Genomic DNA, 24454 nt, shown 5'->3' on the forward strand with positions numbered 1-24454 from the left:
TTCCTTGCTCAATCGTCTCAACTGGTTGTTCAATCTGATTAGCATTAGTAGTTAGTTCAGTGTAGGAACGTGAAGAACTGTTGATGATTACACTATACTTGCTGCCCCTTTACCCTTCCCCAGTCGGCAGTTATGCATCCTAAAGAATTCATTGCAGAATTATACCAGAAACGAGCTGTCTATAATCATCATAGTCAAGCCTATACAGTAGCTAGGTTGCTTAAAACAGTTTCGACAGATATCTACTCTGATAGTCTGCGATTTCTGTTTGAGTTGATTCAGAATGCTGATGATGCAGCACTAGGGACAGAAAACGAAGTTCACTTTCAATTTCTGCCAGGGTACCTCATTACTTGTCATCAGGGAAAAGCCTTCACTGAAGGGGATATTGATGCCATTACTGATGCGGATGCCAGCACCAAGACGGCTGACCCTACTAAGACTGGCTACAAAGGCATCGGTTTCAAAGCAGTATTTGCCAAGTCGAAGCGAGTTGTAATCTGGTCTGGAGGGTATCAATTTAAGTTTGACCAAGAAGCCAATCTACCCAAGTACCCTTGGCAAATCATACCAATTTGGGTAGAGTCAGACGAGCTTCCGACCGAAGTCGCTCAGTTCATAGCTCAAAACACCTACAAGGTTTACACATGCTTAGAACTGGATAGCACAACGAAACTGGAAGAAGAGTTAAAGCACCTCCTTAATCCACAATTGCTACTGTTCCTGCGGCGAGTTGGTCGTATTTCAGTGGCCTCTCCTACCCAGCCAAGCTACTCGATTTCCCGACAGCGCACAGACCACTCGGCCGCGTATCAGCATGTAACGCTCATCGACCAAGAACAGCGAACTGCTACTTGGCTGTTGAAGATTTTTGACCAATTACCAGTCCCAGAGGCGCTAAGCCTTGAGATGGCTGAAGATGATAAAACGCCAGAAAAGCTCCGCTTGGCAACCGTTACGGAGGTAGCATTTGCTGCACGTATAGAAGGTAATACGCTTATCCCACTTCGCCCTGAAGAAAGCCGGCTATACACGTATCTACCGACGGAGGAAACCGGATTCGCCTTTCCATTTCTAGTTAACGGCACATTTTTCACTACTTCATCGCGCCAATCGCTGCACGTCGATTCTAAGTGGAATCAGTGGCTATTCGAACTACTGGCCGAGAAGCTGCTCGATTGGCTTGAGCTGCTTGCGGGAAGTGAGTATGGCCTTCAACTGCTCGCCATGTTGCCAAAGCGCTTTAACAGTAGTTCACAAGTGTTAAAGCAGCGCTTTGACCAGGGGCTGGCCGCAACCATTGCAAGCCGCCGACTGGTACTCAGCACCGACCTTACGCCAAAAACTATTAGTGAGAGTCTGCTGGATGAAACAGGCCTAGCTGCGCAAAGCTTTATTGATCCGGCGAACATGCTGACCTTTTGGGCAGCTACAAAGGGCGCTGCCCAAGCTAATAGCTTCGTGAATCCTGCGTTCGCACATGCCACACGGCTTATGGATTACGGCTTAACTGTCTTCCGTCTCGAACATGTCGAGCCTTTTTTCAGGTCTTCGAACTTTACAGAACACCACGCTGTAGCCGACAACTTCGCACTCCTTGCTTACTTTAAGGAGAAAGCAGATTCTGACCATTCAGGTGATTGGTTTGCTACGCTACAAGACCTGCCATTTATCTACGACACTTCTGAAGTGTTACGCTCGCCAGAAACAGGCGTATGTTTTCCTGCTGAAGTTGGTGATGCCTCGACCGAGCTAGGTGACATTCCGGTGATTCATTCGGCAGTGTTTGATCAGCTATCTGCTGTGCCGCCGCTGCACAAGTGGCTAGAGAAGCTTGGCGTCAAACGGCCATCAGAAATCACTTACATAACCAACGTCTTAGTGCCGGCTTTACGGGCTGGGGAGGAAGTCATTACAGAAGCGAGCTACCTGCAGGTCACGAATTATCTATTTCGTCTGCACCAAGAAGGTTCGTTGAGCGCAGAACTGGTGGAGGCACTACGCGAGTTGCCACTGAAAACCAGCGATGGTCAGTTCGTAGCGGCGCAGCATTGCTACTTAGCCAGCGCTTACCATCCGCTACTACCGCTGGAAAAGACAATCGCAGAGCTTTCCTTCGTTAGCGAATCATATCTTGGCAATGGCTCCGGTTTCATGGAATGGAACCAGTTTTTCAAGCGGTTAAAAGTGAAAGACCGGATTGAACTGGAAGCTATTACGGCAAACAACTCGCTGACGGCACTGGCCTCTATCACCAATCCTAATTGGCTTACCGCGGCCGAAGCCCAGGCTCAGAAATTATCCAGAGGGTTTGGGTTCGGTAGCCACAACTTGATTGCGGGCCTAAAATTGCCTTCGTTTTTAAATCTAACAGCTAGCAACTTTAAGTACGGCCAACTCTTCTGGAATACACTTCTTAAACAGGAAGTTAGTCCCGAACCGTTGGTAGCCAAGGTGCTGTACTTCTATGGTGTAGGTGGAGGGCGTAATTCTTACCGTATACAAGTAGATAACTACTTCACTTGGTTTGTGGCTGAGCAGCCTTGTATTCCAACTACCACTGGTAAGTTGCTGCCTGCCCATGAGGTCTTTCTCAACAATAAGGATACAGAGGAAATTGCCGGAAAATACTTACCAGTATTTGATTGCTCTATTCGACCCAATCAAGCCTGGCGTGATGTTCTGAAACTACGCCTACAGCTACAAACTACTGATTACCTGTCCGTTCTAGGAAGCATCGCGACTGACGGAGAGCGCTCTCAGCCCACACCACGTGTACTAAAGACCATTGGCCTAGTGTACAAGGCACTAAGCTACACGGCTCTCGACGGATTGCCGGAAGACCATAAGGCCATTCGGCAGTGGGCTGCGAAAAATCGCCTAGTAAGCAGTACTCTAGCGTTTGAGCAGCCTAGTAACCTACTTTGGATAAAGCTGGATGGGTTTGCTAATCTGGCCGGGCAGGTGAAGAGCATGTACGTGCCAGCTAACGCAGACGCGACTTCAGCGGGATTCACAGCGCTGATGAATCTCTTTAAAATCCGCATTGTTGAAAGCTACACCCCTAATGTAGTCGACCCGCAGCCTGAACCGAGCCTAAAGAGCAAATTGTTGAACATTATGCCCGCGCTGGCAGCCTTGTATGCTAAAAAGCATTTCACAGAACTAGATGATATATACCAGCAGGCTAAACAGCAGGTTCTACAAACAACCTTCTATCAGGCTGCCGCAGTTCGCATCTGTTTCAGCGATAAAGGTCAAATTGTGGAAAGCGACCCCCTTGACGTCTTGCGAGAGCCACAATCATTCTTCTTTACTGCCGCATGGGACAGTCCACTAGCACTTTATTGGTTGCTGCCCGAACTGGAAAGCTTGCTAACAATTACTGGGCTGCGTCAGGAATTACGACTGCTGCTTGAACTGCAACCCGCTGTTGCACGGGGTTGGTTGGCAACCCAAGGGATTGACGAGGATGTAGTACTGGCCTATTGCCTAACATTAGATGCTCATACCACCTATGATGAGCCGGAAGCGGTTCCACTTCCTGTTTATGTGGACGTGCCACCATTAGGGGCAGCAATACGAACTCCATTTTCAACCCCTGTTACAGAGTCCTCCTGGTCTTTCAAGCCCTCAGTAACTCCTGAGGAGGTCGTGTTATCCGACCAACCAGTTGGCGCGAGGAGTTGGCATCCAGCCCCCATAGTGACATTTACTCCAACTGAGATGGCCGCCTCAGCTACTCGGCTAGCGAGTGAAGCTGACCGGGTAGCCAGTGGGGAATGGTCTGAAGCCTTTGTTAAGCGGCGATTAACCAGCCAGTCTAGTCGCTTCAGTTCCATAGAATGGGTCAACGAACATGGAGAAAGTAGGCTGCCCTATGATTTTCGAGTTGTTGAAAATGGAGTGGAGAAATACATCGAAGTAAAAGGGACCCCCTCGGCCGAGAAAGGTGAGTTCTATTATTCGGTGGCTGAGTGGAAATGGATGTTTGCTCATAAGGACCGCTATAGTATCTATCGCGTGTTCGAAGCTGGAGAGGATACAGCGTACGAAGTCGTTATCGAGAATCCAAGTGAGTATCTGCTTCGCGGAGAGCTTTTACCTGTGCCGATTGTACTAACGCTGTAGCTACTCTGACAAAAAACCCGCTTTATTTATAAGCAATTACCGGCTTTGCAACTAGCATGGCTTGCCATAACTTTTGTGCTTAATGCCAGAGTCGATATTTGACCAGCCTTTATCTGACCAAAGCGGCCGTAGCGCACAGCGTGGTTTCATCTATCAGAATCACCTGGGGGCTCGATTCTGTCTGGAAATGCTACTTGATGCCACGCTACACCAGGTGTGGATGGAAAGCCACGATGATATCACTTTGCTTTGGCAAACTGGCACACCTGAAGCAATTTGTGAGTTTGTGCAGGTTAAGCACATGGAACTGCCTTCGCGGTGGACAGTTGAAAAAATTACGTACCGAGAAGGCGGTAATGTTGGCACATCACTCTGCGAGAAATCCTTGGCTCAAAGTAGACACCAAGAGAAAGCTCGCTTTCGTATTGCAACTTCTTACGATGTCCACGATAAGCTAAAGCCGATAAAGTTACCTCTGGGTTCTCCTGAACGGATTGCTCAGCAAACACAAATCCACGAACTCATCACCAGTATCGGCCGGCGCTTCAATGGGAGTATGCCCTTCAGCCCCAATGGTGAGGACATTACCTACTGGACAGAAAACTGTTGGTGGGAAAAATGCCCGGACAGCATTGAAGCGTTGGAAGCCTTGAACATACAGCTCTTAAACCAAGTCCTGAGGGTAAAGGGGCTACGACTGGAAATTGAGCACCGGGATGAGCTGTATTTACAATTGCTGAACAAAGTGGTTCGCTGCTCTTACCAAGAGCCCTATCGAGTTAGGACCAACTTTAAACTGGAGCGCCAACAGCTAACTGATTGGCTTATTGAACGCGTAAACGCATTTAATCAAGGCCTAGCTGACAGCAATTCTTTAAGCGCCAAGTTACGAGATGCCGGTTTTTCTGCAGAAACCATTGCAATGGCGCAAGAGCTTAAGCTTAAATATGTGGGTGAGACCCTTTCCAACGACTTTTGTGAAGGTAGGACGCTGCGGCTGCTTGAAGGCGAAATACTCGGAGCCTTACTGGACTTACGAACCGAGAAATATTCCCCTGGCTCTACCCTCAGTCCTCGAGAATTTCATGACTTATGTGTGCAGACAGCGAAGGCCATTCTTCAAGGCGACACCCTTCATAATAGGGCAATTGGGGATAAGCCGATTCCAGGGTTTTTAGCCGTTGGGTATATGTACCAAGCAACGGACCGGTGCTTTGTGCAATTTGTTAACCCTACTTAGCCCATGGAATCGCTGAAAACTGCTGGCCGAATCTCCAAGGGACTAACCCTAACTTCGGACGATTTTATTGAATCACATGCTTCCCGTCTGCTACTGCTGGTTTTGCTATGTGGTAGTAAAGACCGTGCTACTTCAACTCAAAAAATTGAAGGCTTAACCAAGCTAGCCAAGCTTGATTTCTTCGTGCGTTACCCTGCTTTCTTTCAGCGGGCCGCTCAGGCGCTGGGGCACGGTGACCAAAGGATGGATAATAGCAGCTCCGATGCCAAAATGATTCGCTTTCATTACGGGCCTTGGGATAAACGCTATTATCAAGTTATTCCTTATCTCGAAGCCAAAGGCTTACTGATGGTATCTAAAAAGGGTAGTGCATACAACTTCACGCTAACCGAGTTAGGTACTAGCATCGCTCGACAATTAAGTGAAGGAGCAGGCTTTCAATCGCTAGTTGCTAAAATGGCTAAGGTGAAGGAAGTCATGAGCCCACTCAAAGGAAATCAATTGAAAGAACTCATCTACAAGCTATTTGAGCAAGAAGTAGCCAATAAGAATCTCAACGACATCATTTAATAATGGCTCGGCTACTTTTTATCCAGCACATCACTCGCATAAAGGCGGACGGGACAGAAGAAACCCTGGAGTTTGAACCAGGGGTTAACCTTCTCATGGGTCCGTCCAACAGCGGCAAAACAGTGTGGTTATCTATGTTGGACTACCTATTGGGTGACCGTAGTGGGGTAGAAGACGCATTCGGCGTAGAGGACGTCAATGGCAAGCTGCTACCTGATTTATATGTGGCGCTACGAGCTGTAGTACGAATTGGCGATGAAGAATTCCTTTTAGAGCGTCGCTGGAAAGAACAAGGCCTTAAAACCAAAACTATTGTTGATGGAGAGGCATTGGGCGCAGAGGAGTTTTCTCACTTTATGATGGAAAAGCTCGGTATCCCATTGCACCGATTCGTTAAGGGTAACCCGTATGCAGATTCCAGCTTAGTAGAAATCAGCTTTCGGATGATGCTTCGGCACATGTATCTACAGGAGCGGTTTTGGGATGATATTGCTGAACGCCAGCCCCCCGTGGAGCAGCATGCTGTATTGGCTCAGATACTGAGCTTAACGGATGCTATCTTCTCTCCCATCACGGAGCAGATTATGGAACGCCGAAAGGCTCTTCTATCATTACAGGCTGAGAAGAAGCAATTTGAGTCCGTGCTGGACCGCATCGTGCGCGGGTTTAATCATGAAGGAGGCAGCGACATCGTATACTCAAACGATGTAACGGCCCAAGCACGTATCCAAGAGCTCCAAACCAAGAATACGGCTCTGCTACAACTGCGCAACAATGTAATTGCAGGTGGGGTGACCACTGCCCTGCAACGCACTGATATTGGTAATTCAGTCGAAGTGAACCTATCGCAGTTAAAAGCTACACTCGTGGCTGACCAAGAGCGAATTGCGGAAGACCGGGAACGCCATACTCAACGGTTACAGAAGTTTGAAGGTATCCTCGCCAATGTCGATTTGGAATTAGACCGATTGAACCGACTGCAAACCGCTGGGAATGTGTTTGCTGACTTAAAAGTAACACACTGTCCGGCCTGTGACCAGCCTGTTGTCGACGACAAGTCCGACCCTGATAATTGCTTCCTATGCCATCGGACCTTGCCTGTGGAAGAGGTATCCAATAGACTGGAGTACGAACTGAAGCAGCTGGGGGACGAGCGCAGAGAACTAGTAGAAATCATTGCTCGAATGACAACTGAACTAGTTACTATCCAGAATACGGAGGCTAAGTTATTGGAACAAACGGCACGCATTGACCGAGATTTGGCGCCACTCCGCGAGCATGTTACAGCATTGGTTGACCCTCGGCTAAGCAGAATAGACGCTGAAAGGGGGCGTATTGCCGAACAAATTGAAAACTATCGCCGCATCGCCCGAAGCTTAGAAGTTCGGAATCAACTGGTACGAGACATCGATGTTGTCACAAAGCAGATTCAAGGCTTGGAGAAGACTGAAGCTCAGCAAGCGCCTGTTGACTTCCAGCTGCCAGCCGACGATTTGACTACTGGTATGATGCATTACATTAACGAGATTGCTAAAAGCAAACCTGAGCGGTGGCCACTGCAAGGCCGAATCGACCTAACCATCAATGAGCGCGGTTTCAACTTCAATATTGGCCGCACTAAATGGTCTTCTATTGGAGCTACCCTGCGCGCCTATTTTCTACTTGCTTACCACTATGGCTTGCTACGTCTGTCATTAAATGAGCAGTACAAGTATCCTGGCTTCCTTATCATTGATTTCCCAGCAGCGCTAGCTGATGGTGCATCTTTAGATGAAGCAGAAAACTATTTAGTACAGCCTTTTATCGACTTATGCAATGAGGCGGAAGTCGAGTTACAAGTTATCATTGCGGGCCGCTCCTTTGAAAACATTGAAGGAGCTACGCTATACAGATTTAACAAACAGCGCTAAGAGAAGTCTCCTGTTTAATGCTCTAAGCCTTCGGCACTGCGTCTTGGTATTTCCATGCTGCCACTGCTACGCTCTGGCGCGGGGGGCGTTTTTTCCATAATGCCGACCGCACTTTTAAGTTCGCCCAGTTGACTGCTATCCCTCAAGCCGGGAATTCGGTCGGCTGCGTCGATAGACTTACCCACGTTTTCACGATTCAGACCGCCGATGAACGGTGTGCGGTTAACATGCCGAATAACTTCCTGTAGTCGTGCCGAGTCCGAGACCTTCCCGTGTTCATGTAGGGCTTGGGCTACTTGGCCCGCTGCTTTTTGGAATAAAACTTGGGCCTCTTCGTGGGTTTTAGGCATTGGCATCTTCACTGTAGCTTCTTTTAACACAGCCAATTCACTCACCTGTTCAGCCGACACACGAAACCGCCTCGCATCCGACTGGTCCTGTTTTGCATTGGGTCCCTGCAAAGCAGGGTGCTTGATTATTTTCTCCGCTGCCTGCTGAAACTGCGCCAGGTGGGTCTGGATAGCCGCCGGATTCAGATTCGTCGACTCTACTCCCTTCCCCACCGCGACGCCTTTCTCGTAATTGCCAGCACCTGGCATATTGGCCACAATATCCATCACCCGGTAGCCCGTCACCTCCAACTCGCGTCGGGCATCAATGGCTTGCATCTGCGGGGATAAGGATGCCAGCGGCCGCGCCTGACTAGGGTCCCGCAGCTTTTCGGCTTCAAGGCCGGGTGCCGGGCTAATTACCTGCTCGAACATGGCTTTGAGCGCCTGCAGGTTCTTCTCCGCTTCCTGGGGCGCGTGCGAGCGCACCATGGCCAGGTCGCGGGCCCGGTTCAGTGTCGCTGGGTCGATGCGGGCGAAGTCAACTTGGTAGCCGGCTTCCTTGCCCAGCTGCACAAACGTGGCCTGCAGCGTGCGCCCATTGCCGTCGCGAAAGGCGTGGGTATGGTTGTACTGGTCGAGGTAGTAGGCGGCGCGCTCGGCAAACTTCTCGGCTGGCAGCCCTTTTAAGTAATTCTCCTTGCCCAGCTGCTCGCTGATAGCGTTCAAGCGCTGCTCAATCTCCTTGTGGGGCGCGTAGGTCATCGTTTCCTTGAAGCCGGTGACGTAGGTGGGCTTGTGCCCCTGAAACTCCCGGTCGGCCCGGGTTTCGCCCGCCCACTGATAGACGCCTTCAAAAAGCTTCTGGTGCACCTGCTTGAGGTGGGCGTGGTCGTAGCGCCCGCCGGGAATGCCGCCCTGCAGGTTGAGTCGCTGCAGGCGCAGCAGCGAGGAGTCGGTTTCGGCCTGGGCCAGCTGCTGGGGGTCGGTAATGCCCAGCCGGTTTATCCGCACTCCGTGCTCGTCGCTGAAACGGTCGCCGGCTACCATCAGAGTGCGGGGTTAGGCTCGGAGGTAGCGGAGCCGGCTGCCGGCCGGTAGCGGGCCAGCAGCATGGCATCAGTGAGCTCAATGGCCTGCTCGATGCTAATCTCCCCGTCCACGTGCCGCTGCAGGATGGCCAGGGCCTCCGGGCTGGGTGCGGGACCGTTGCTCATCAGGATGGCAATGGAGTTGTTGGCGTGCCGTTCCCGCTCCTGGCGGGCAGTCAGCTGTTCGGAGGTTAGGCCGGCCGGGGCGGGCGTGAAAAAGCTCTTCATCATATGGTTTCGGGTGAGGATACTGGGGTACTCGCTTAACAGCAAAAAGGGCGTAAACGTCGCTTTTTACGGGGTTTTTGAGGCTAATCCACCTCATTCTTTGTGCCTCCTGCTAAGGTGTTTACATGCAGGGCCAGGGTTTCCTTGACCTGCTGGCTGACCCGCCGGTAGTTCTCCTGCACCACTGTCGACAACGCGGCAGCGCTGTCTTCTTCACCGGTGCCAAACGTGGCCACAGGGTGCAGCGGAAATCGCTCCTGGGTTGCGTCGGCCCGGGAGATGACGCCCTGGAAGAAGGTATGCTCGGTTTCCACGGTCTGGCCGATAAACTCGCCCTGCTGCAGGCCGATGGCGTCCTGCACCCGCACCAGGCTGCGTTCCTGGTAGCTCGTACTCAGGTTGGAGCTGTGGCTGCCATGACTGCCGGCCCCGCCCTGACTCTTGCCGGTGCTGGTGCTGTGCATCTGCTTGTCCTCGCGGCCCACCAGCTCGGAAATGAACTTGGCCGTATCGAGCGAGTTGACCTTGCCGAAAAACTGGTTGTTGAGGTTACTCACCATAACCTTCATCTTTTCAGGCCCATAGGCGTCGGTCATTTGCGCCAGGTCCTGGGTCATGTAGATGGTGGCCACCTTGTTGCTGCGGGCCGTGGCCGGCAGCAGCTCCAGCCCCGGCACGTACACCGTGGCGGCCTCGTCGAGGAACACGTAGCTGCGGTGCTTGTGCTGCTGGTTCATGAGCTTGATGGCCACTGTGATGATGCAGCTGACCACCGGCGAGAAGGTTTCCTTCAGCGTGGGGTCGTTACCGATGCAGAGCAGCGCCGGCTGCTGGGGGTCGTTCAGGTTAAGCGAGAACCCCTCCCCTTTCGCCTCGTCGGGCGTGAGCACCCACACGATTTCCGGGGAGTTGATGCGGTTGAGAATCACCTGCAGCGTGCCCACGACGGCGGCCACCTGCTTCTCGGCCCGCTGCTCGACGGCCGTCACGATGCTGCGCACCATGCCGGCGCACTCCGGGTCGGTTTCCAGCATCGAGAGCACGTGCTTGAAGTCCTTGTGGATGGCCGTGGCCACCACGTGGGGGATGGTGCAGTAGCGCGGGAAGTACTTTTTGTAAAACCAGATGATGCCCGTCAGGTAGGCCACCGCGCTGATGTCGAAGAACTCCATCTTGCGGATGCTGGCCGGGTTTAAGTTGTTGATGATGGCCCGCGAGTATTCCTCGGCAAAGGCCACCACCGGCATGTCCTCGGCCCGCAACGGGTTCACCCGCTCGCTCCGGGTCAGGTCACGGAAGTTGATGACGTGCAGCACCACCGCCGGCTCGGGCTCCCCATCCGGTAGCAGCCGCGGCGGAGCCTGGCGGCGCCCGGCCAGTTCCAAGGCCTTCTGCGCCACTTCGGCCAGCACCGGAAACTTGAAGTCGTAGATGAGCCCGGCAAAGTTTTTGGCCGCCAGCTGCTCGATGAGTGGCTCGCCGATGGAGAAGGTCTTGCCCGCCCCGGCGCCGCCGAGTACCAGCACGCCGCGGTAGGGATTGGGTACGTTCACCCAACCGCCCCCTTCCGTGGGCAGGTTGAACCCGTCCGGCGTCTCCAGCTTTTTCCGCTCCACGCTCAGCCCAAACTCCGGACTTTTGGTGGCGGCCCGCAGCAGCCCTACCACAAAACCGCTGGCCAGCGTCACGGTCACCGCGACGGGGTAGCCCACCCGGATGAAGCCTGGCTGGTAGCTGGCCATGGTGAGCAGCACGTAGGCGCTAAGCAGAAACAGCCCCGCGCAGCTGGCCACGACGAAGCGCACGGCCCGAGGCCGCAGCGGATTGCGGCGAGCCGGGCCGCCGGGTTTGCGCTCGGGTGCCGGCAGCACGAACACCAGCACCCCGGCCGCGAGCAGCACCAGCCCGCGCAGGTATCTACCGGCCGCGTCATAGAATCGGCCGGCCTTGACCAGCAGTTTGCCTTTGAACCCCTGCCCGGCCGTGGCCACGCGCAACGCGGCGGCCCCTCCCCTACTCACCACTTGGTCGCCGGCCTGGCCCGTGGCCGTGGCCAACTCGGCGGCCGGCTGGCCCACTACGGGCGCTGCCTGGCGCTGCAGTCGGGCCCGGCGGGCTTCAGCCCGTTGCTGGTTAATAACCACCATTCGAGCCGCCAGGCGCTGGGCGGGCGTCAGGCTGGGGGTTTGCACGGCGCGGTGCTGGGCCGCCCGGGCTGTCGCTAGTTCCGCCGGGTGCTGTAGCACGTACCATTCGCCGGCCAGCAAGGCCAGAAGCAGCAGGCCGATAAGCAAACCGATGGCTTGGGATTGGGCCGCCGGCCGAGGTGGTGAAATTGTCATAGGGGATGGGTAAAGGATTCGATTGCTGGCGGGACTTACATCTCGATGTCGAGCTCTGCGCCGCGGCGCCCGGGCTTCTCGGCCACGTGCTCGGTGCGCTCGTCCTGGGCAGCTTGGGCGCGGCGTACCAGGTGCTGCACTGCGTGCAAGGCCGTCGCCGCTTGGCGCTGCGGGGCAGCGGCTTGTTCCCGGCCCGTGCTCAGCAGCTGCAGGGCGTTGTCAATGGGGCGGCCGTCGCGGGCCCGCTCCTCAACCCGGGCCAGCATCCGGTAAAAGGTCTTGTCAAATTCCCGGGCCACGGCAATGCCCTGCACTTTCCCGGGCACCAAGTGCTGCTCGCGGGGCACCAGCAGGTTGATGCGCGCCACGCGCCCGGCAATCTTCTCCAGCCGGCCCAAGTCGTGGGTGGTGTCCCGCTGCCGCGTGGCCTTGGGCCGTAGCTTTTCATGCTCCTGCGCCACATAGCCAAACTGCCGCTCGAACTGCCGGCCCGCCGCGGCCTGCCAGCGCATCAAATTAAACCGCTGCCGGCGCCCGCCGGGGTTGAGGGTAATCTTCTGCTCCGTGTCGCGGGCGCTCACGATGACATGCACGTGGGCCTGCAGGCCCGCCCGCTTCTCCCCTACCTTGGCTTTGCCGGCCACGACTTCGGGGTCCGTGCCCCGGTGGGTACGGTCCTGGTGGAGCACGGCGCCCCACACAATGTCCTGTTGGCTCAGCTGCCGGCCGCCGGGCAGATTAAAGTTCTGCGCGTACTGCTGCATCACCTGCCGGGTGTATGCCCTGAGCTTATCGGGGTCGCTGCCGATGTGAGCCAGCTCCTGCTCGCTTGGGCTCAGCACCAGGGAGTAGAATTTAGCCTCGCCAGACCGCAGGCCTTTGACGTTGGTGTCGACGGACTGCTGCACCTGTGCGGCGTTCAACTGGTCCGCGTCGGCGCTAAAAAACGTGGCTGCTTGCCCCTCCCCTACTGCTTCGTGCTGCAGGTACTGGAGCGTCTGCGCGCTGCTACCGGTGTTGGTATAGGCGGCTTTACCGTGCGTTTTGGGATTGATTAGCTTGGCGTACATTCGAGCGAAGACAGGTATTTTCCGAGTATTTTGCAGGTGCTTTTTCCTCCCTATTGCCCTTACTCTGCCGTAGGTTCAACTGGCTTATTACGCTTACCTGGCCCCGCTTTTTGGGCTGCTTCCAACGCTTCTTTTACCTGCTTTTCTACCGCTTCCTCGTTACGTTGACGTAGCAGCAGCAGGGCCTGCTGCTGCCGTTGCAGCTGCGCCTCGCTGAGCGTTTCCAACTGCGCGTTGAGGTTGCCCACCAGGATTTCATTCAGCCGCAGCACCCGCTCCAGCGTGATGCGCGTGCGAAGCATCTCCTCCAGCATGGGCGTGAGCAGCGTGCGTTCCTGCTCCTGCATAAACCCGAATACCCGGTTCCCGAGCTTCTTAATCTGCTGCATGATGAGTTGGCCCTCGCGGGCCTCCGTCTCACGTGGGTCCAGCCCCCGGGTGGCAAAGTATTCCACGGCCGCGCTGGCGTACACGCCCAGGCTGGCGCCGACCTCCGCCGCAGCCGCTTCGGCTTTCCGGTGGGCGTTGTTGTCCAGGGTGACCCGCTTGCGTAGCTCCGTGCTCATCGTGTTGCTTCCATTTAGCAGCCTTGTGGGCCATTTTCCATGCTTTGAATCAACTACTTACCTTGCCATGGCCCGTAAATCAGCTTTGCTGATTTATAAACCACTCAAGACTAAGGCATTAGCCGTTGGATTGGGGTGTTCTTCTTGCTGAGACTATTTTGTGGTTAGCAAAAAGTTAGTCATAAGCTAGTACGCAGCTTTACACCGCGGTGTTAGCAGTTGGCGCTTTTTTCCCCTACTGCCCTTTAATATCGGTCCCTGCTGGCCGGCGGATTAGACCGCTGCTTGTGGTTTCGGCAGCTGGCCTCGCCTACTGGTTTGGCGTCAGGCAAGGCTTCTCAGCCTTCGAAATAGCTTTCCAGAGCCAACCAGTGCGGTTTTCCATCCGGCATCCACTGCCTGTAGTTCTGCAATTCTGTATTTCTGTTGCAAATGCAAACTAAGCCTCCCAGCAGTAAAGCCACGTCATCAGCAACTTTCTGCTTTTCTGTTGTTCTGCATTTCTGTAATTCCGCAAGAATGGCAGCCACCCATGCCCCCTTGTATTTTCTGCTTTTATGCCATTCTGCTTTCCTGTATTTCTGTTGTTAGAAATACACCACCCGTTGGTGCTGCTTGTGAATTTCCTACTCTGCAACTACACAGTTCTGTAGAACCACCTTTCTGTTAATCTGCTGTAGTGTTATTATGCGTTTCTGTTTTTCTGTTGTTTTGCATTCATGTTGAAAAGCGTATTAACAGAATTGCTCCTCTGTGTTTCTGTGTAACAACATTTCTGCTTTTCAGCAAAAGTGGGGTTCTGTTTTTCTGCTTTTCTATTACTTTTGGTTTCACGTCCCGCTGGTTCCTGTGACCGGCCGCTACTCACGCCCTCAACCCCGCACCAACTATGTCCAAGGTTATCAGTTTTGCTACCCAGAAGGGGGGCTCCGGTAAATCCACCCTGGCCCTCGTGCTGGCCGCCCCGCTGGCCACCGAGTACGGCCTGCGCATCGCCGTTCTGGACTGCGACTACCAGCAGAGCATCGTCAAGACCCGCGAACAGGTGGACGCGGCCAACTTCGCCAAGCTGCGCGAAACCAACCCCGACGCCCAGTACCCCTACGACGTGTACCCCTGGCAGCTGAACCAGATTTTCGACTTCATCGACAACCCCGAGCACAACTACGACCTGATTATCATCGACGTGCCGGGCCGTGCTGACGGCGACGACGTGTTCAACGCCCTGACGGCCTGCGACGCGGTGATTGTGCCCCTGGTATCGGATTACCTGGACCGGGCCTCCACGGCCGAGTTCATGACCATCCTGGAAGCCATCAAGAAAGCGGCCGACGACGCCCAGATTGACTTTCAGTACTACGGCCTGCCCACAAAGCGCGTGGCGGGGCAGCGGGAGGAGAAGGAGATGGACGACTACATCGACGGACTGGGCCTCTCGCGCTTCAACTCCTCCCTGGGCCACCGCAAGGCCTACACCCGGGCCTCGACGCTCTACAGCCTGCTCAACCCGGCCTGGGCCCGCTACGCCGGCGGCACCAAGGACACCAGCGACGAAATCCGCCGCGTGTGCGAGGAGCTCATCGAGCGCCTGGGCCTGCCCGACCGCCGCGCCATCGCAGCCGCTTCTGTATCCACCGCTTCAACCTCCGCGAAATAATGGGCTTCGAGAAACCACAAATCACCCCGCGCCGCCGCATTGAAGTGCCCGAAGAAGCCCGCCAGCAGGCCCGGGCCGGAATGGGAGGGGAGGCCACCCGCACGGCCACCGCGCCGCCCGCACCGGTAGAGCCCATCGCAGCACCGGCCGCGGTAGCGGCTCCGACTCCGACACCCGCGCCCACCCCAGCGGAAGCACCAGCACCTGCCGCCGCTCCAGCAGCTCCGGCTGCTGCACCCGTACGAGCCTCTACACGTGGCCGGAAGCCCGCCGCGGCAGCTGCACCCGCGCCGGAGGCCGAAGTACCGCTGCACACGGTCCAAATCGCTAAATCCGTGGTGCAGGAGATTAAGATGAGTCTGCTGCTGGCCACACCGGGCCCGGACACGCCCACGACCATCAAGAACTACCTGGAAGCTGCTCACCGGCACTACGACGCGCACCTGCGCAAAACCGGCAAGCTGCCGCCGGCGAAGTAGCCCTTGCTAGGCTGCAGCAGCTAGAATCGCGCTGAGCGCCTACTGGGACTTACTGCACTTAGGCATCCACTTACCACAATCAGCCCATGCGTCCGGGTGGGGGAGGGGCTGCCCGATAAACTCTGTCCTTTGGTGAAAACACCGAAAGCCAAGAACCCTCGCACCTGGCCCCTGACCTTCAGGAGTTGGTGCGAGGGTTCTTGCGATGCGGCGGAGAATGCCGTCAGCATCCCAACAATGCGACTGTAACTAGCTTACAGAGCAGTGTTGCTAATCGCCTTTCTTATGCTTGTGAGGCTTTAAATCAGGATGTTTTGGTGCATTTTCCTTCGTAACCCTCCTTCGTTCGTCGGGTGTACCATCTTGCTTATTTGGTTTTGGTCCAGGTTTGATAGCCATGATGACGAGTGGGGTTTAGGGTTACAGATTGCTTTAAACCTTACAATAGAAGAATTTTCTCTTTGAAAGGAATAAACCAAAGATAACAACTTTGGGCTTTCTCGTAACGCCTAGCGTGTAGTACCGGCTTTATTGGGCGGTGGAGAAGGGGAGGGCCTAGCCGCTGTCTAAGTAAAGCAGTAGGGAGGGCTCCATCTCTCACATTTTATAAGCTTCGCTTCCAAAGCTTCTCGCCGGAGCGAACCGGGCGGTGGGGGCTTGATGGAGGCTAAAAATCCAACTAGACATGTCTGAAAGGCTCAAAACGCCGCTCTGGTAAGGCAAAAGCGTGGGTTTACTGTCCTTGTGGAGCTGAGGTTTCGCTTATAAAACGTGCTAGTTTGTTCCTCAACAGGCCTGGGCCGCTTATAAAAAGTGGTAATTAGCTATTAGTCAAAAGCTAGTAAAAAGTTAGCAGTGCTTGCCGGGTGCGTGAAAGAAGGTGAAATGGCTTATAAAAAGTGGTGCAAGGCTTTCAGAATCCCACGGCTCAGTTGCAACTGAGGCTACTTATAAAACGTGGTTTTAAGTGGCTATTATGAAGATGTTACTTAGAATAGTGCAATCCCTGTGGCTGTTAGGCTCGCCTGCTTTTTTTGTTGTTTTCTTGTTTGTTCTGGCCCGTGGTTTGAACCACCCCCCTAAAAGCTATTCCGAATGCGTATCAACAACCTTTGTGAGTTTATTTGTTTTTACTTGTCTATTTGTAGGGTTCATAAGTTCCTGATAATCAATAGTATATAATAGTATAAAACCACTTTTTATAAGCGAAAAACCACTTTTTATACCTTTTATTACCACGTTTTATAAGCGAACTCTCACGTTTTATAAGTCTAAAGACCACGTTTTATAAGCGAAAAACCACGCCCAACTACCACTGTGGTTTTTTATCTGCCGGCGGCTTACATTTGCTCTATTCCCGCCGCCTTATGTCCTAGTTTATGAAGCCTGAAGATACCGCCGTTGTACTTATAGACCCGGCCACGGTTCCCGTCGTCCGCCAGCACAACGCCATCACCCAGGCCCGCTACGACTACACGGCGTGTCAACTGGACATCTTCTTCTACTTACTCTCCCGGCTGCGCCGGGATGATACCCCGGACCAGGAATATACCATCTACGTGAAGGATGTGGAGGCCCTGACCGGGCGGCAGTGGAACTACCAGCAGCTGCGCGAAGCCACGGCCGACATGGGCTCGCGCATGTTTGAGGTGGAGAACGAACGCACCTATCAGCAGCTGTGGATGTTTCAGCGGGTGGAGTACATCAAGGGCAAGGGCTGCCTGCAGATTCAGCTGGCGGCACCCATCCGGCCCTTTCTGTTCAACCTCAAGGAAAACTTCACCTCCTACCAGCTGCACTCGGCCCTGAAGCTGAGCAGCAAGTACGCCAAGCGCATCTACCAGCTGGTAAGCCAGTGGAAGGACAAGACTTCGACACGCACCTACCCGCTGGACGAGTTCAAGCAGATGCTGCACCTGAAGGACCCCAAGGGCAAGGAGCCGGAGCTGTTTCAGAACATCAGCCAGCTCAAGGCCCGGGTGCTCGACATTGCCGTGCGCCAGGTCAGCGAGCACACCGACCTCAAGATTGACTACGAACTGGTCAAAAAGGGCCGGGCTTACGACGCGGTGCGCTTCACCATTGCCCGCCAGCAGCCCCAGCAGCTGCCGATTCCCTTCGAGCAGCCTTCAGAAGATGCCCGGGCCAACGCGGCCCGGCAAAGCCTGGAAACACTGGGCATCACCCAGCCCCAGCTGGTGGCCACCATCCTGGGTGACCCCAAACACCTGGACCAACTCTTCAAGTTTACTTATCAGCTCAAAACCGACAAGGTAAAGGCGACGAAGAATCCCGGCGGGCTGTTTTTGAAAATCTGCGGCCTGCGATAATCAGCCCTATTCTTTCACATGCTGGTTGTCGGTACCAGCTGCTTCGGTCCGTACCACGGCAAATAACTCCTCTTCGGACACATTGAGTACCCGGGCCAGTTGCTGTAGTTCACCCACCGTGCAGGTGCTGGGGCTGCGCTTGCGGGTGTCGTAGGTACGGGCCGATACTCCCCACGCTTCCACGATGCGCTTGCGGGTGCCGGCCACTTCCAGCAACTCCGCTAAGGTACCGGGGTGGTGCACCCGGGGCGGGCTGGTCAGTGGCTCAATAAAAGCGACCGTTGGGGCAGCAACTTTGGACATCAGAAAAAGCTAAAAAAGGCACAGAATAAAGCGCGTAAGGTATAGGCTTTACGTCGAACCTGAAAAACCAGCTTACCGGTTTTTAGAAAATCGGCCTTGAGTAAAAGTTTGGTACAAATGTTTCATCGCCATTAGGTCAGCCGAAAGTTTATTGCAACTCTGAACCACTAACTGCTGCGCCCCTAAACACAAAAATCCCCTTGGCGAATCGCCAAGGGGATTTTTGTGTTTGAGAATCCGGTTAGTTAGCCGGTGCGGGGGCCGCAGGCAAAGCTTTTACTTGGGCGGTTGTGGTGCTTTTCTTGGCGCAGCAGGCATCTCCTTTGACGCAGACAGCCTTGCTGGCCACCTTTTTGTCTTTTTTGCTCGGCTTGCCATCTTGGGCAGCGGCGGTGCCGACAACGGCGAACAGGGCGAGGGCAAACAGGGTATTTTTCATAAAAAAGGATTTGGGAGGTGAACAAAAAGGGGGTATTGTGGCAACGCAACAGATTCAGCGTTAACCCGGTCGCTTAACCGCAGCAGCTACCAGGGCCTTGCGCCTGAATCGGCGGGCAAGGCACGGAGCCGTAGGAGCAGTACACGCAGCAGTCGCCGGCCAGCGGCTTCAGGACCGTGTGACAGCTAGTGCATTCGTAGAACCATTGGCAGGCGTCGGTGGGCATCTGTTCGGCTTGCGCGTGCTGGCAAACCGGGCAGGTCAGGACGGAGGTCAGGAGGGGGGCTTTGGTTTCAGTGGGGAGCATGAGCAGGGGAATTAGAGCATGTAGACAATATCGGACGCACTGGTGGGGTAGGCGAAGACCAGCTTTTGCAGTTCGCGGGCCGGCAGCTTGGCGTGCATGGCCACGGCGAACAGGTTGATTACCTCGTCGGCGTTGGGGCCGAGCAGGTGCGCGCCGAGCACCTGGCCGCTGCCTTCTTCCACCAGCACCTTGTAAGCCGAGACGGGTTCGCGCAGGCGGCGGGCGGTAAACCAATCGGTGGTGAGTTCGCTCTTGGCGGTGAATTTGAGCCCTTGCCGGGTGGCTTCGGCTTCCGTCAGGCCCACGGCCGCGAGTGGCGGGTGACTAAAGACCGTCGTGGGCACCGCGCCGTAGGAAACGGGCGTGTAGTTGCCTTTGAGCAGGTTGCTGGCCGCCACGAATGCCGCTTTGGCGGCAACCGGCGTCAGGGGCAGGCCCGAGGCCGCCGCGTCGCCCGCGGCGTACACGTCGGGGTGGGAGGTGCTTTGCAAAAACTCGTTGACGGTGACCCCCGCCGGGCCATACGCGACGCCGGCCCGGTCCAGGTCCAGCGCGGCCAGGTTGGGTTCACGGCCCGCCGCGTGGACGGCCATCGCCGCCGAGTAGTCCGCGGCGTGCCCGCCCGATTCGGCCCGCAGCCGCAAGCGCCCGCCCGGCTCCTGCTCGATGCCGGTCACGGCCGTGCCCAACACCACTTCAATGCCGGCCTCGCGGGAAGCCGTGACCAGGTGGGCCACTAGGTCCGCGTCGAAGTGCTCCAGGGGCCGCGCCCCCCGGTGCAGGATGCGGGCAGCAACCCCGCAGCGGGCCACCAGGTGGGCAAACTCGAAGGCGATGTACCCGCCGCCAATCAGGGTGAGGTCGGCCGGCAACTCCGCCAACTCCAAAAAGGCCGTGCTGTCCACTAGCAATTCTTCGCCCGGAATGCCGAGCGGCCGGGGCCGCGCCCCCGCCGCGATGATGAATTGCTTTGCCCGCAGCTCCTGGTCGCCCACCCGCACCGCGTGGGGGCCAGTAAAGCGGGCCAGGCCGTGGTACGTGGCGATACCGGCCTTTTGCAAGCTGGCTTCGCGGCCGGCCGGCACCTTGCCGGTGAAGCTGTTTTTGAAGCGCATCAGGTCAGCCCAGGCCACCGTCGCGGCCGTGTCCAGGCCGTGGCCCAACATGTGCCGGGAGCGGGCCACCGTTTCGGCCGCGCCGATGAGTACCTTTTTGGGGTCGCAGCCACGCAGGGCGCAGGTGCCCCCAAAGGGCAGCACGTCCACGATGGCCACGCGTTTACCGGCCTTGGCGCACTTTTGCGCGGCCGTGGTGCCCCCTTCGCCCGTTCCGATAACGAGCACGTCAAAGTCGGTCGTTTCCATTAGCGGGGCGCGTTGGCGGGTAGAATGTGGTAGCCGGTGCCGTTGATGGCTTGCGCGACCTGCGCGGCGGGGCTTTTGGCCGCGTCGAAGCGTACCTGCGCGGTGCCCTGGTCGTAGGAGACGGTCACGGCCTGCACGCCCGGCAGCTGCTGCACCGCGTGCTCAACGTGTTTCGCGCAGGCGTCGCAGGTCATGCCCCCGATGCGGTAATTCACCGTTTGCCAGACCGGAGCGGCCCCGGTAGTGGCCACTGCGGACGCCGGTACGGGTGCCGTCGGGTACAGACGCGCCCCGTAGTAGGGAAAGGCCAGCAGCGACGCCGCCAGCACGGTCACGACACCTAAAAAGCCCTTGGATTGCAGCACGGAAGGTTTGGCGTCCACGGCGCAGCCGCAGTCATCGGCCAGCCGGGGCTTGAGCTTCTGATACCAGGCGAAGCCCAGCACGCCCACCGTGAGCGCAATGAAGTAGGGCCGAAAGGGTTCGAGCCAGGAGAAGGACGAGGCCACGCCGCCCAGCCCGCCCACGATGGCCAGCAAGGGGGTGATGCAGCACAGCGAGGCGGCCAGCGCGGCCAGCAGGCCCGCGCCCACCAGGGGCTTGTCGGCGGAAGAAGGGGACTGGTTCATTGGGCGGGTTGGGGAGAAGGCGCGGCCGACAAGCCGGCCAGCAGCGGTTGCAGGACGGGCAAATGGGGCTGGCTGAGGGCGTAGAACACCGTCTGGCCAACCTTGTGGGCGTGCAGCACGCCGCCGTCTTTGAGCTTGCGCAGGTGCTGCGAGACGGCCGAAACGGTCATTTGCAGCACGTCGGCGATGTCACACACGCATAACTGCTGCTCATCGGCCAGCAGGAACAGAATTTTCAGGCGCACCTCGTTGCCGGCCAGGGCCAGGACGGAAGCCAGCGACTGAAGGGCCGGCTCGACGTGAGCCAGGCGCGTTTGGCATTGCCGAATGTGGTTGGTGTCGGCAAACACCCGGATACACGCGGTAGATTTCATGAAAACGATTTTGGCAAAGGTAGCATTCGCTTAATTAAGCAAAAGCTAAAATAAAAAGGTTCACCATTAGTCGTTCATGCTCTCCTACTAAGCTTAGTGACGAACTTTTGGCTGTCCTAATGGCGAAGTAACATTTGCACCAAACTTTTATTCAAGGCCAAAATCGGGCCGGCGATGCATTCGCACTTGCCTTGCTACCGGCCCTTACCATTGACCCGAGGGCTCACCCCAGAGCAGCAACCGGTGGCGGCCGCCGCACTGGGCCGCTTCCGTGGCCAGGGCCTGCTCTTCCCAGCGTCCGCACTCGGCAACGGCCAGCGCCAGCCACTGCCGCAGTTGCTCTGCGGCCGTGCACCGGCTGATGTAGTCCTCGGCGGATTGCTGACGGGCCAGGGTAATGGCGGGGTGCTGCAAGATGCAGCGCAACTCGGCGCGCAGTGCCTCGACTTCCAGGGTCCCGCGCAACTGGGATGATGCAGGCATGAGGGACTGGGTAAAGTGATGCCAGGCGCGCGCTCAGCCGCCCCGGATTCTGCCGGAGCGGCCGGGTGCGGGCGGCGTTAGCGCATCAGGTTGGACTTCATCAGCAGCACCGGGCCGGCCACTACGTCCACGGGGGCGTACTGGTCGAGCGGGTAAGTCTCAAACCAGGCGGCCGTGGCCAGCGGGTTGATGGGCCGGCGGTCTTTGCCCTCGTCGTCAAACACGAGGATATATCCCTCGTAGGGTCCGTGCTGCGGGCAATGCACGTCGATGTAGTTTGCTTCCAGCGCCGCGCACAGCTGGGCTAGCGGGAAGGTTTTGCGGCCTTTCTCTGGGCGCACCTCGCGCACGCTGCCATCCACGCCCAGCAGCATGGCCGCGCCCTCGGCGGGGAGCATCGCGGCGTGCTGGCTCCGGAAGTATTCCCCCAGCGCCTCCCGGGAGGGGTATTCCAGCGCGCCCACCACCTGCAGCGGACTGCGGTCGTAGGTTGTGGTGGGGAAGAGGTTGCCGGTAGTGCCACACAAGGCCACAATCTGGGTGGGCTGGCCGGCGCGGGTGCGCAGAAACAAGCGGGGAGGGAGGGGGAAATTAACTCCTCCCGGCTTTACCAGTTCCGTGTTATGCAGGCTAAAGAGCAGGGACTGCGGGCGCGTTGGAACAGGGGCTTTTTCCATGATACAGAGCTGATTTGTTGCTAATTGCTTCTGTATAGTAAACGACTTAACGCAGCCTCAAGTTCTCTTTTTGCGCTAAATTAAATATCTTTTTGCTCTTTTAATCACACCTTCTTTGCCCCACTGCCCAGCACTCTCAAGCCCCCCAGGTGCAACGGGATGGCTCAGCTGTTGCGCCCGAAATAACAGCACTTAGTTCACGGCAAACATGGTTGCCTGCCGGGCCATCAGCGGCAGAGGCATGAGCTCGGCCTGGGCAATGGCCTCCTCGACCGCGTGGCGGTCCGGAAAACGCGTAAGCTGCCGGCGGGCCGCCTGCCGCACCAGTTCCACAAACTGCGGCGCGGCGGGCAGTTGCCGGAAAGCCAGCAGTTGGTTGGTGCGCGCATCGAGCAGCACAAAGGTGAGGGTAGTGGGCTCGTCGTGCTCAGGCCAAGCCGCCCGCTCGGCCGGGTCGGCCATGTGGTGCCAGTTCAGGGTCACATCGAACACCCAGTTTGCGGCCGGAAACCGGGTAATGATAAATGGCACCCCCGGCGCGGCTTCACAGATGCCGTACTCGAAGCAGCCGCGCCAGTGCTGCACCTCAGCTGGCTTGGGGTTGAGGATGTAGTAGACCACGTTGAAGAACGTGGGCGTCAAATCCGCGCGGGCTTTTTCCTGCCCATTGGCCTGGTTGTGCACCGGGTAGGGCTCCCCTAATTTGAATACGTACACGGGCCGGCCGAATTAATAGGTTTTATAAGCCAAAAGAAACGGTTTTCTGCTGCCCGAGCCAAATCAGCCGCCTTCGCAGGGGCCCGCCTTCAGGACGGGCCGGCAGCCGGTGGTACCCCTGGAATTGCCAGGCGCCGGTGCGGGTTCCAGCTGGTTGCGGGCGTCTGCCCCAGCGAGGGCTTAAACCAGTCCCGGTAGGCAGTCGTCAGCCGGTCGGCCACGATGGCCAGGCGCGCGGTTTCGCCCGCGCGCAGCATCCAGATGTGGGCACTGCCGCAACCGACCTCGTAGCCGGTGCCCAGCAATTTCTTCACTGCCCCCGCCAGCCCGCGCAAATCGGTGGTGTGGGTGTGGGCCTGCACGTGCCGGCGCAGGGAATCCAGGCGGCGCTTTTCGGCGGCGTCAGCGGGTTTCTGCTCAATGGCCAAGTAGGCCTGCTGGGGCGGGAAGGGATTAGCTAAGGGAGCGGATTTCAGGGACTGAGTCATATGAGTAGGGTAGGGGTGAAGGAAAGCCAAAGCGCCGGCGCTGCTCAGCGCGCATTCAGGTAGCGAATGTCCCGGAAGCCGGCCAGCAGTCGGGCCGTGGCAAAAGCCTGGGCAAACCGGCCGCGGTGGTAGTCGGCGCGCAGCTGCCCGACGTGGGTGAATTCGTAAGTCAGGCCGGTCGGGCCCAAGGGCTGCAGGAACTGGTCGGCCTCCTCGGCACTGAAGCCGCTCAGGTCGCGGCCGTCACTGAGCACGCTGGCCTGGGCCGCGCTCATAAACCTCGTAAACCAGGCCTACCGCCTGCTCGCGGGGGTAGAGCACGGCGTCGCCAACGGTCAAATTGTGGGGAATCGTCATCTTGATGGGGTAAGTGGATTAAAGCAGCAGCAGCACAAACTGCCCGCCCTGCTGCTCGCGCGTGGCGCGGACGGCCTCGCGGGCGATGGGACGCAGGGCCTTTACCAAGGCTTCCAGCACCTGAAAATCCTCCACCGTGGCCACGCCCAGCGGCAGGCGCTCGGCTACTTCCAGCGTCAGGCCTTCGAGGTTGAGGCCGTAGCCGCGCTGCTGCATGTCGGCTTCTACGTCGGTCAGCGCTTCGGCCACCCGGGCACGGTACCGGTTCCATTCAGGGTCCCCGAAAACGGGGGCTTCGCTTGCATTCATGGGGCGGTGGGGAAGGTAATGGGAGCATCAGGGACCAGCCGGCTGGGCGGCCGCCGGTAGCGGC

Annotated in this window: 24 protein-coding genes; 7 read left to right on the forward strand and 17 right to left on the reverse strand. The window is 56.8% G+C overall.

Annotated features, from left to right (window positions below; genetic code table 11):
- The first annotated feature begins 132 nt into the window (after window positions 1-132).
- The 4 genes from EWM57_RS00075 to EWM57_RS00090 all read left to right on the forward strand — a co-directional run bounded on the left by EWM57_RS00075 (window position 133) and on the right by EWM57_RS00090 (window position 7851).
- Window positions 133-4131: a DUF3883 domain-containing protein gene (locus tag EWM57_RS00075; RefSeq protein WP_129919095.1), complete on the forward strand. Its 3999-nt coding sequence runs from the start codon at window positions 133-135 to the stop codon at window positions 4129-4131.
- 82 nt (window positions 4132-4213) lie between these two features.
- Window positions 4214-5371, forward strand: a complete 1158-nt coding sequence (locus EWM57_RS00080) for a dsDNA nuclease domain-containing protein (protein WP_129919096.1) — start codon at window positions 4214-4216, stop codon at window positions 5369-5371.
- 3 nt (window positions 5372-5374) lie between these two features.
- Window positions 5375-5941 (forward strand): hypothetical protein, encoded by a 567-nt coding sequence (locus tag EWM57_RS00085; RefSeq protein ID WP_129919097.1) that lies wholly within the window; start codon window positions 5375-5377, stop codon window positions 5939-5941.
- A gap of 134 nt (window positions 5942-6075) precedes the next feature.
- On the forward strand, window positions 6076-7851 hold the full coding sequence (locus EWM57_RS00090; RefSeq protein WP_165370350.1) for a hypothetical protein: 1776 nt from the start codon (window positions 6076-6078) through the stop codon (window positions 7849-7851).
- A 14-nt stretch (window positions 7852-7865) separates the two neighbouring features.
- On the opposite strand, the gene EWM57_RS00095 is transcribed toward EWM57_RS00090, so the two are convergent.
- The 5 genes from EWM57_RS00095 to EWM57_RS00115 all read right to left on the reverse strand — a co-directional run bounded on the left by EWM57_RS00095 (window position 7866) and on the right by EWM57_RS00115 (window position 13477).
- Window positions 7866-9230 carry a Fic/DOC family protein gene (locus EWM57_RS00095; protein WP_129919099.1) on the reverse strand — a complete coding sequence of 455 codons (1365 nt, stop codon included), beginning with the start codon at window positions 9228-9230 and terminating at the stop codon, window positions 7866-7868.
- Window positions 9230-9502 carry an antitoxin VbhA family protein gene (locus EWM57_RS00100; protein ID WP_129919100.1) on the reverse strand — a complete coding sequence of 91 codons (273 nt, stop codon included), beginning with the start codon at window positions 9500-9502 and terminating at the stop codon, window positions 9230-9232. Before EWM57_RS00100 ends, EWM57_RS00095 begins: the two co-directional genes overlap by 1 nt.
- Window positions 9503-9582: 80 nt before the next feature.
- A complete protein-coding gene (locus EWM57_RS21715; RefSeq protein ID WP_129919101.1) occupies window positions 9583-11841 on the reverse strand; it encodes a type IV secretory system conjugative DNA transfer family protein in 2259 nt (752 codons plus the stop codon).
- A gap of 35 nt (window positions 11842-11876) precedes the next feature.
- The gene (locus tag EWM57_RS00110) at window positions 11877-12911 is read right to left on the reverse strand and encodes a DUF5712 family protein (RefSeq protein WP_129919102.1); all 1035 of its coding nucleotides are present in this window, start codon (window positions 12909-12911) and stop codon (window positions 11877-11879) included.
- Between the two features lie 59 nt (window positions 12912-12970).
- Window positions 12971-13477 carry a BfmA/BtgA family mobilization protein gene (locus tag EWM57_RS00115; RefSeq protein WP_129919103.1) on the reverse strand — a complete coding sequence of 169 codons (507 nt, stop codon included), beginning with the start codon at window positions 13475-13477 and terminating at the stop codon, window positions 12971-12973.
- Between the two features lie 889 nt (window positions 13478-14366).
- Here EWM57_RS00115 and EWM57_RS00120 point away from each other — a divergent pair.
- From EWM57_RS00120 to EWM57_RS00130, 3 genes are all read left to right on the forward strand, one after another.
- Complete coding sequence (locus tag EWM57_RS00120; RefSeq protein ID WP_129919104.1) at window positions 14367-15134, forward strand: ParA family protein; 768 nt, start codon at window positions 14367-14369, stop codon at window positions 15132-15134.
- Entirely contained in the window at window positions 15134-15613 is a 480-nt protein-coding gene (locus tag EWM57_RS21360) for a hypothetical protein (RefSeq protein WP_207218254.1), read from the forward strand. The genes EWM57_RS00120 and EWM57_RS21360 overlap by 1 nt, the downstream gene beginning before the upstream one ends.
- Window positions 15614-16992: 1379 nt before the next feature.
- A complete protein-coding gene (locus EWM57_RS00130) occupies window positions 16993-17943 on the forward strand; it encodes a replication initiation protein (protein ID WP_242509931.1) in 951 nt (316 codons plus the stop codon).
- 6 nt (window positions 17944-17949) lie between these two features.
- On the opposite strand, the gene EWM57_RS00135 is transcribed toward EWM57_RS00130, so the two are convergent.
- The 12 genes from EWM57_RS00135 to EWM57_RS00190 form a co-directional block, all read right to left on the reverse strand.
- The gene (locus EWM57_RS00135) at window positions 17950-18246 is read right to left on the reverse strand and encodes a hypothetical protein (RefSeq protein ID WP_129919105.1); all 297 of its coding nucleotides are present in this window, start codon (window positions 18244-18246) and stop codon (window positions 17950-17952) included.
- Between the two features lie 241 nt (window positions 18247-18487).
- Window positions 18488-18685: a hypothetical protein gene (locus tag EWM57_RS00140; protein WP_129919106.1), complete on the reverse strand. Its 198-nt coding sequence runs from the start codon at window positions 18683-18685 to the stop codon at window positions 18488-18490.
- Window positions 18686-18758: 73 nt separating this feature from the next.
- Window positions 18759-18992: a GDCCVxC domain-containing (seleno)protein gene (locus EWM57_RS21475; protein WP_129919107.1), complete on the reverse strand. Its 234-nt coding sequence runs from the start codon at window positions 18990-18992 to the stop codon at window positions 18759-18761.
- Between the two features lie 11 nt (window positions 18993-19003).
- Window positions 19004-20356 carry a dihydrolipoyl dehydrogenase family protein gene (locus EWM57_RS00150; RefSeq protein ID WP_129919108.1) on the reverse strand — a complete coding sequence of 451 codons (1353 nt, stop codon included), beginning with the start codon at window positions 20354-20356 and terminating at the stop codon, window positions 19004-19006.
- Complete coding sequence (merTP, locus tag EWM57_RS00155) at window positions 20356-20985, reverse strand: mercuric transport protein MerTP (protein ID WP_129919109.1); 630 nt, start codon at window positions 20983-20985, stop codon at window positions 20356-20358. The genes EWM57_RS00150 and merTP overlap by 1 nt, the downstream gene beginning before the upstream one ends.
- Window positions 20982-21359: an ArsR/SmtB family transcription factor gene (locus tag EWM57_RS00160; protein ID WP_129919110.1), complete on the reverse strand. Its 378-nt coding sequence runs from the start codon at window positions 21357-21359 to the stop codon at window positions 20982-20984. Before EWM57_RS00160 ends, merTP begins: the two co-directional genes overlap by 4 nt.
- A 204-nt stretch (window positions 21360-21563) precedes the next feature.
- Window positions 21564-21842, reverse strand: a complete 279-nt coding sequence (locus EWM57_RS00165) for a hypothetical protein (protein ID WP_129919111.1) — start codon at window positions 21840-21842, stop codon at window positions 21564-21566.
- Window positions 21843-21919: 77 nt separating this feature from the next.
- Window positions 21920-22414 (reverse strand): hypothetical protein, encoded by a 495-nt coding sequence (locus EWM57_RS00170; RefSeq protein ID WP_129919112.1) that lies wholly within the window; start codon window positions 22412-22414, stop codon window positions 21920-21922.
- Between the two features lie 297 nt (window positions 22415-22711).
- Window positions 22712-23236 carry a hypothetical protein gene (locus EWM57_RS00175; RefSeq protein WP_129919113.1) on the reverse strand — a complete coding sequence of 175 codons (525 nt, stop codon included), beginning with the start codon at window positions 23234-23236 and terminating at the stop codon, window positions 22712-22714.
- 89 nt (window positions 23237-23325) lie between these two features.
- The gene (locus EWM57_RS00180; protein WP_129919114.1) at window positions 23326-23724 is read right to left on the reverse strand and encodes a hypothetical protein; all 399 of its coding nucleotides are present in this window, start codon (window positions 23722-23724) and stop codon (window positions 23326-23328) included.
- 44 nt (window positions 23725-23768) lie between these two features.
- Window positions 23769-23999, reverse strand: a complete 231-nt coding sequence (locus tag EWM57_RS00185; protein WP_129919115.1) for a hypothetical protein — start codon at window positions 23997-23999, stop codon at window positions 23769-23771.
- A gap of 100 nt (window positions 24000-24099) precedes the next feature.
- Window positions 24100-24390, reverse strand: coding sequence for a hypothetical protein (locus EWM57_RS00190; protein WP_129919116.1), 291 nt, complete (start codon window positions 24388-24390; stop codon window positions 24100-24102).
- Window positions 24391-24454 lie beyond the last annotated feature (64 nt).

It is taken from the genome of Hymenobacter persicinus, from assembly GCF_004167665.1.
GTDB lineage: Bacteria > Bacteroidota > Bacteroidia > Cytophagales > Hymenobacteraceae > Hymenobacter > Hymenobacter persicinus.

Coding starts and splice junctions, on each gene's coding strand:
- EWM57_RS00075 (WP_129919095.1), top strand. CDS start 133: ATGCATCCTAAAGAATTCATTGCAGAATTATACCAGAAACGAGCTGTC.
- EWM57_RS00080 (WP_129919096.1), top strand. CDS start 4,214: ATGCCAGAGTCGATATTTGACCAGCCTTTATCTGACCAAAGCGGCCGT.
- EWM57_RS00085 (WP_129919097.1), top strand. CDS start 5,375: ATGGAATCGCTGAAAACTGCTGGCCGAATCTCCAAGGGACTAACCCTA.
- EWM57_RS00090 (WP_165370350.1), top strand. CDS start 6,076: ATGTTGGACTACCTATTGGGTGACCGTAGTGGGGTAGAAGACGCATTC.
- EWM57_RS00095 (WP_129919099.1), bottom strand. CDS start 9,230: ATGGTAGCCGGCGACCGTTTCAGCGACGAGCACGGAGTGCGGATAAAC.
- EWM57_RS00100 (WP_129919100.1), bottom strand. CDS start 9,502: ATGATGAAGAGCTTTTTCACGCCCGCCCCGGCCGGCCTAACCTCCGAA.
- EWM57_RS21715 (WP_129919101.1), bottom strand. CDS start 11,841: ATGACAATTTCACCACCTCGGCCGGCGGCCCAATCCCAAGCCATCGGT.
- EWM57_RS00110 (WP_129919102.1), bottom strand. CDS start 12,911: ATGTACGCCAAGCTAATCAATCCCAAAACGCACGGTAAAGCCGCCTAT.
- EWM57_RS00115 (WP_129919103.1), bottom strand. CDS start 13,477: ATGAGCACGGAGCTACGCAAGCGGGTCACCCTGGACAACAACGCCCAC.
- EWM57_RS00120 (WP_129919104.1), top strand. CDS start 14,367: ATGTCCAAGGTTATCAGTTTTGCTACCCAGAAGGGGGGCTCCGGTAAA.
- EWM57_RS21360 (WP_207218254.1), top strand. CDS start 15,134: ATGGGCTTCGAGAAACCACAAATCACCCCGCGCCGCCGCATTGAAGTG.
- EWM57_RS00130 (WP_242509931.1), top strand. CDS start 16,993: ATGAAGCCTGAAGATACCGCCGTTGTACTTATAGACCCGGCCACGGTT.
- EWM57_RS00135 (WP_129919105.1), bottom strand. CDS start 18,246: ATGTCCAAAGTTGCTGCCCCAACGGTCGCTTTTATTGAGCCACTGACC.
- EWM57_RS00140 (WP_129919106.1), bottom strand. CDS start 18,685: ATGAAAAATACCCTGTTTGCCCTCGCCCTGTTCGCCGTTGTCGGCACC.
- EWM57_RS21475 (WP_129919107.1), bottom strand. CDS start 18,992: ATGCTCCCCACTGAAACCAAAGCCCCCCTCCTGACCTCCGTCCTGACC.
- EWM57_RS00150 (WP_129919108.1), bottom strand. CDS start 20,356: ATGGAAACGACCGACTTTGACGTGCTCGTTATCGGAACGGGCGAAGGG.
- merTP (WP_129919109.1), bottom strand. CDS start 20,985: ATGAACCAGTCCCCTTCTTCCGCCGACAAGCCCCTGGTGGGCGCGGGC.
- EWM57_RS00160 (WP_129919110.1), bottom strand. CDS start 21,359: ATGAAATCTACCGCGTGTATCCGGGTGTTTGCCGACACCAACCACATT.
- EWM57_RS00165 (WP_129919111.1), bottom strand. CDS start 21,842: ATGCCTGCATCATCCCAGTTGCGCGGGACCCTGGAAGTCGAGGCACTG.
- EWM57_RS00180 (WP_129919114.1), bottom strand. CDS start 23,724: ATGACTCAGTCCCTGAAATCCGCTCCCTTAGCTAATCCCTTCCCGCCC.
- EWM57_RS00185 (WP_129919115.1), bottom strand. CDS start 23,999: ATGAGCGCGGCCCAGGCCAGCGTGCTCAGTGACGGCCGCGACCTGAGC.
- EWM57_RS00190 (WP_129919116.1), bottom strand. CDS start 24,390: ATGAATGCAAGCGAAGCCCCCGTTTTCGGGGACCCTGAATGGAACCGG.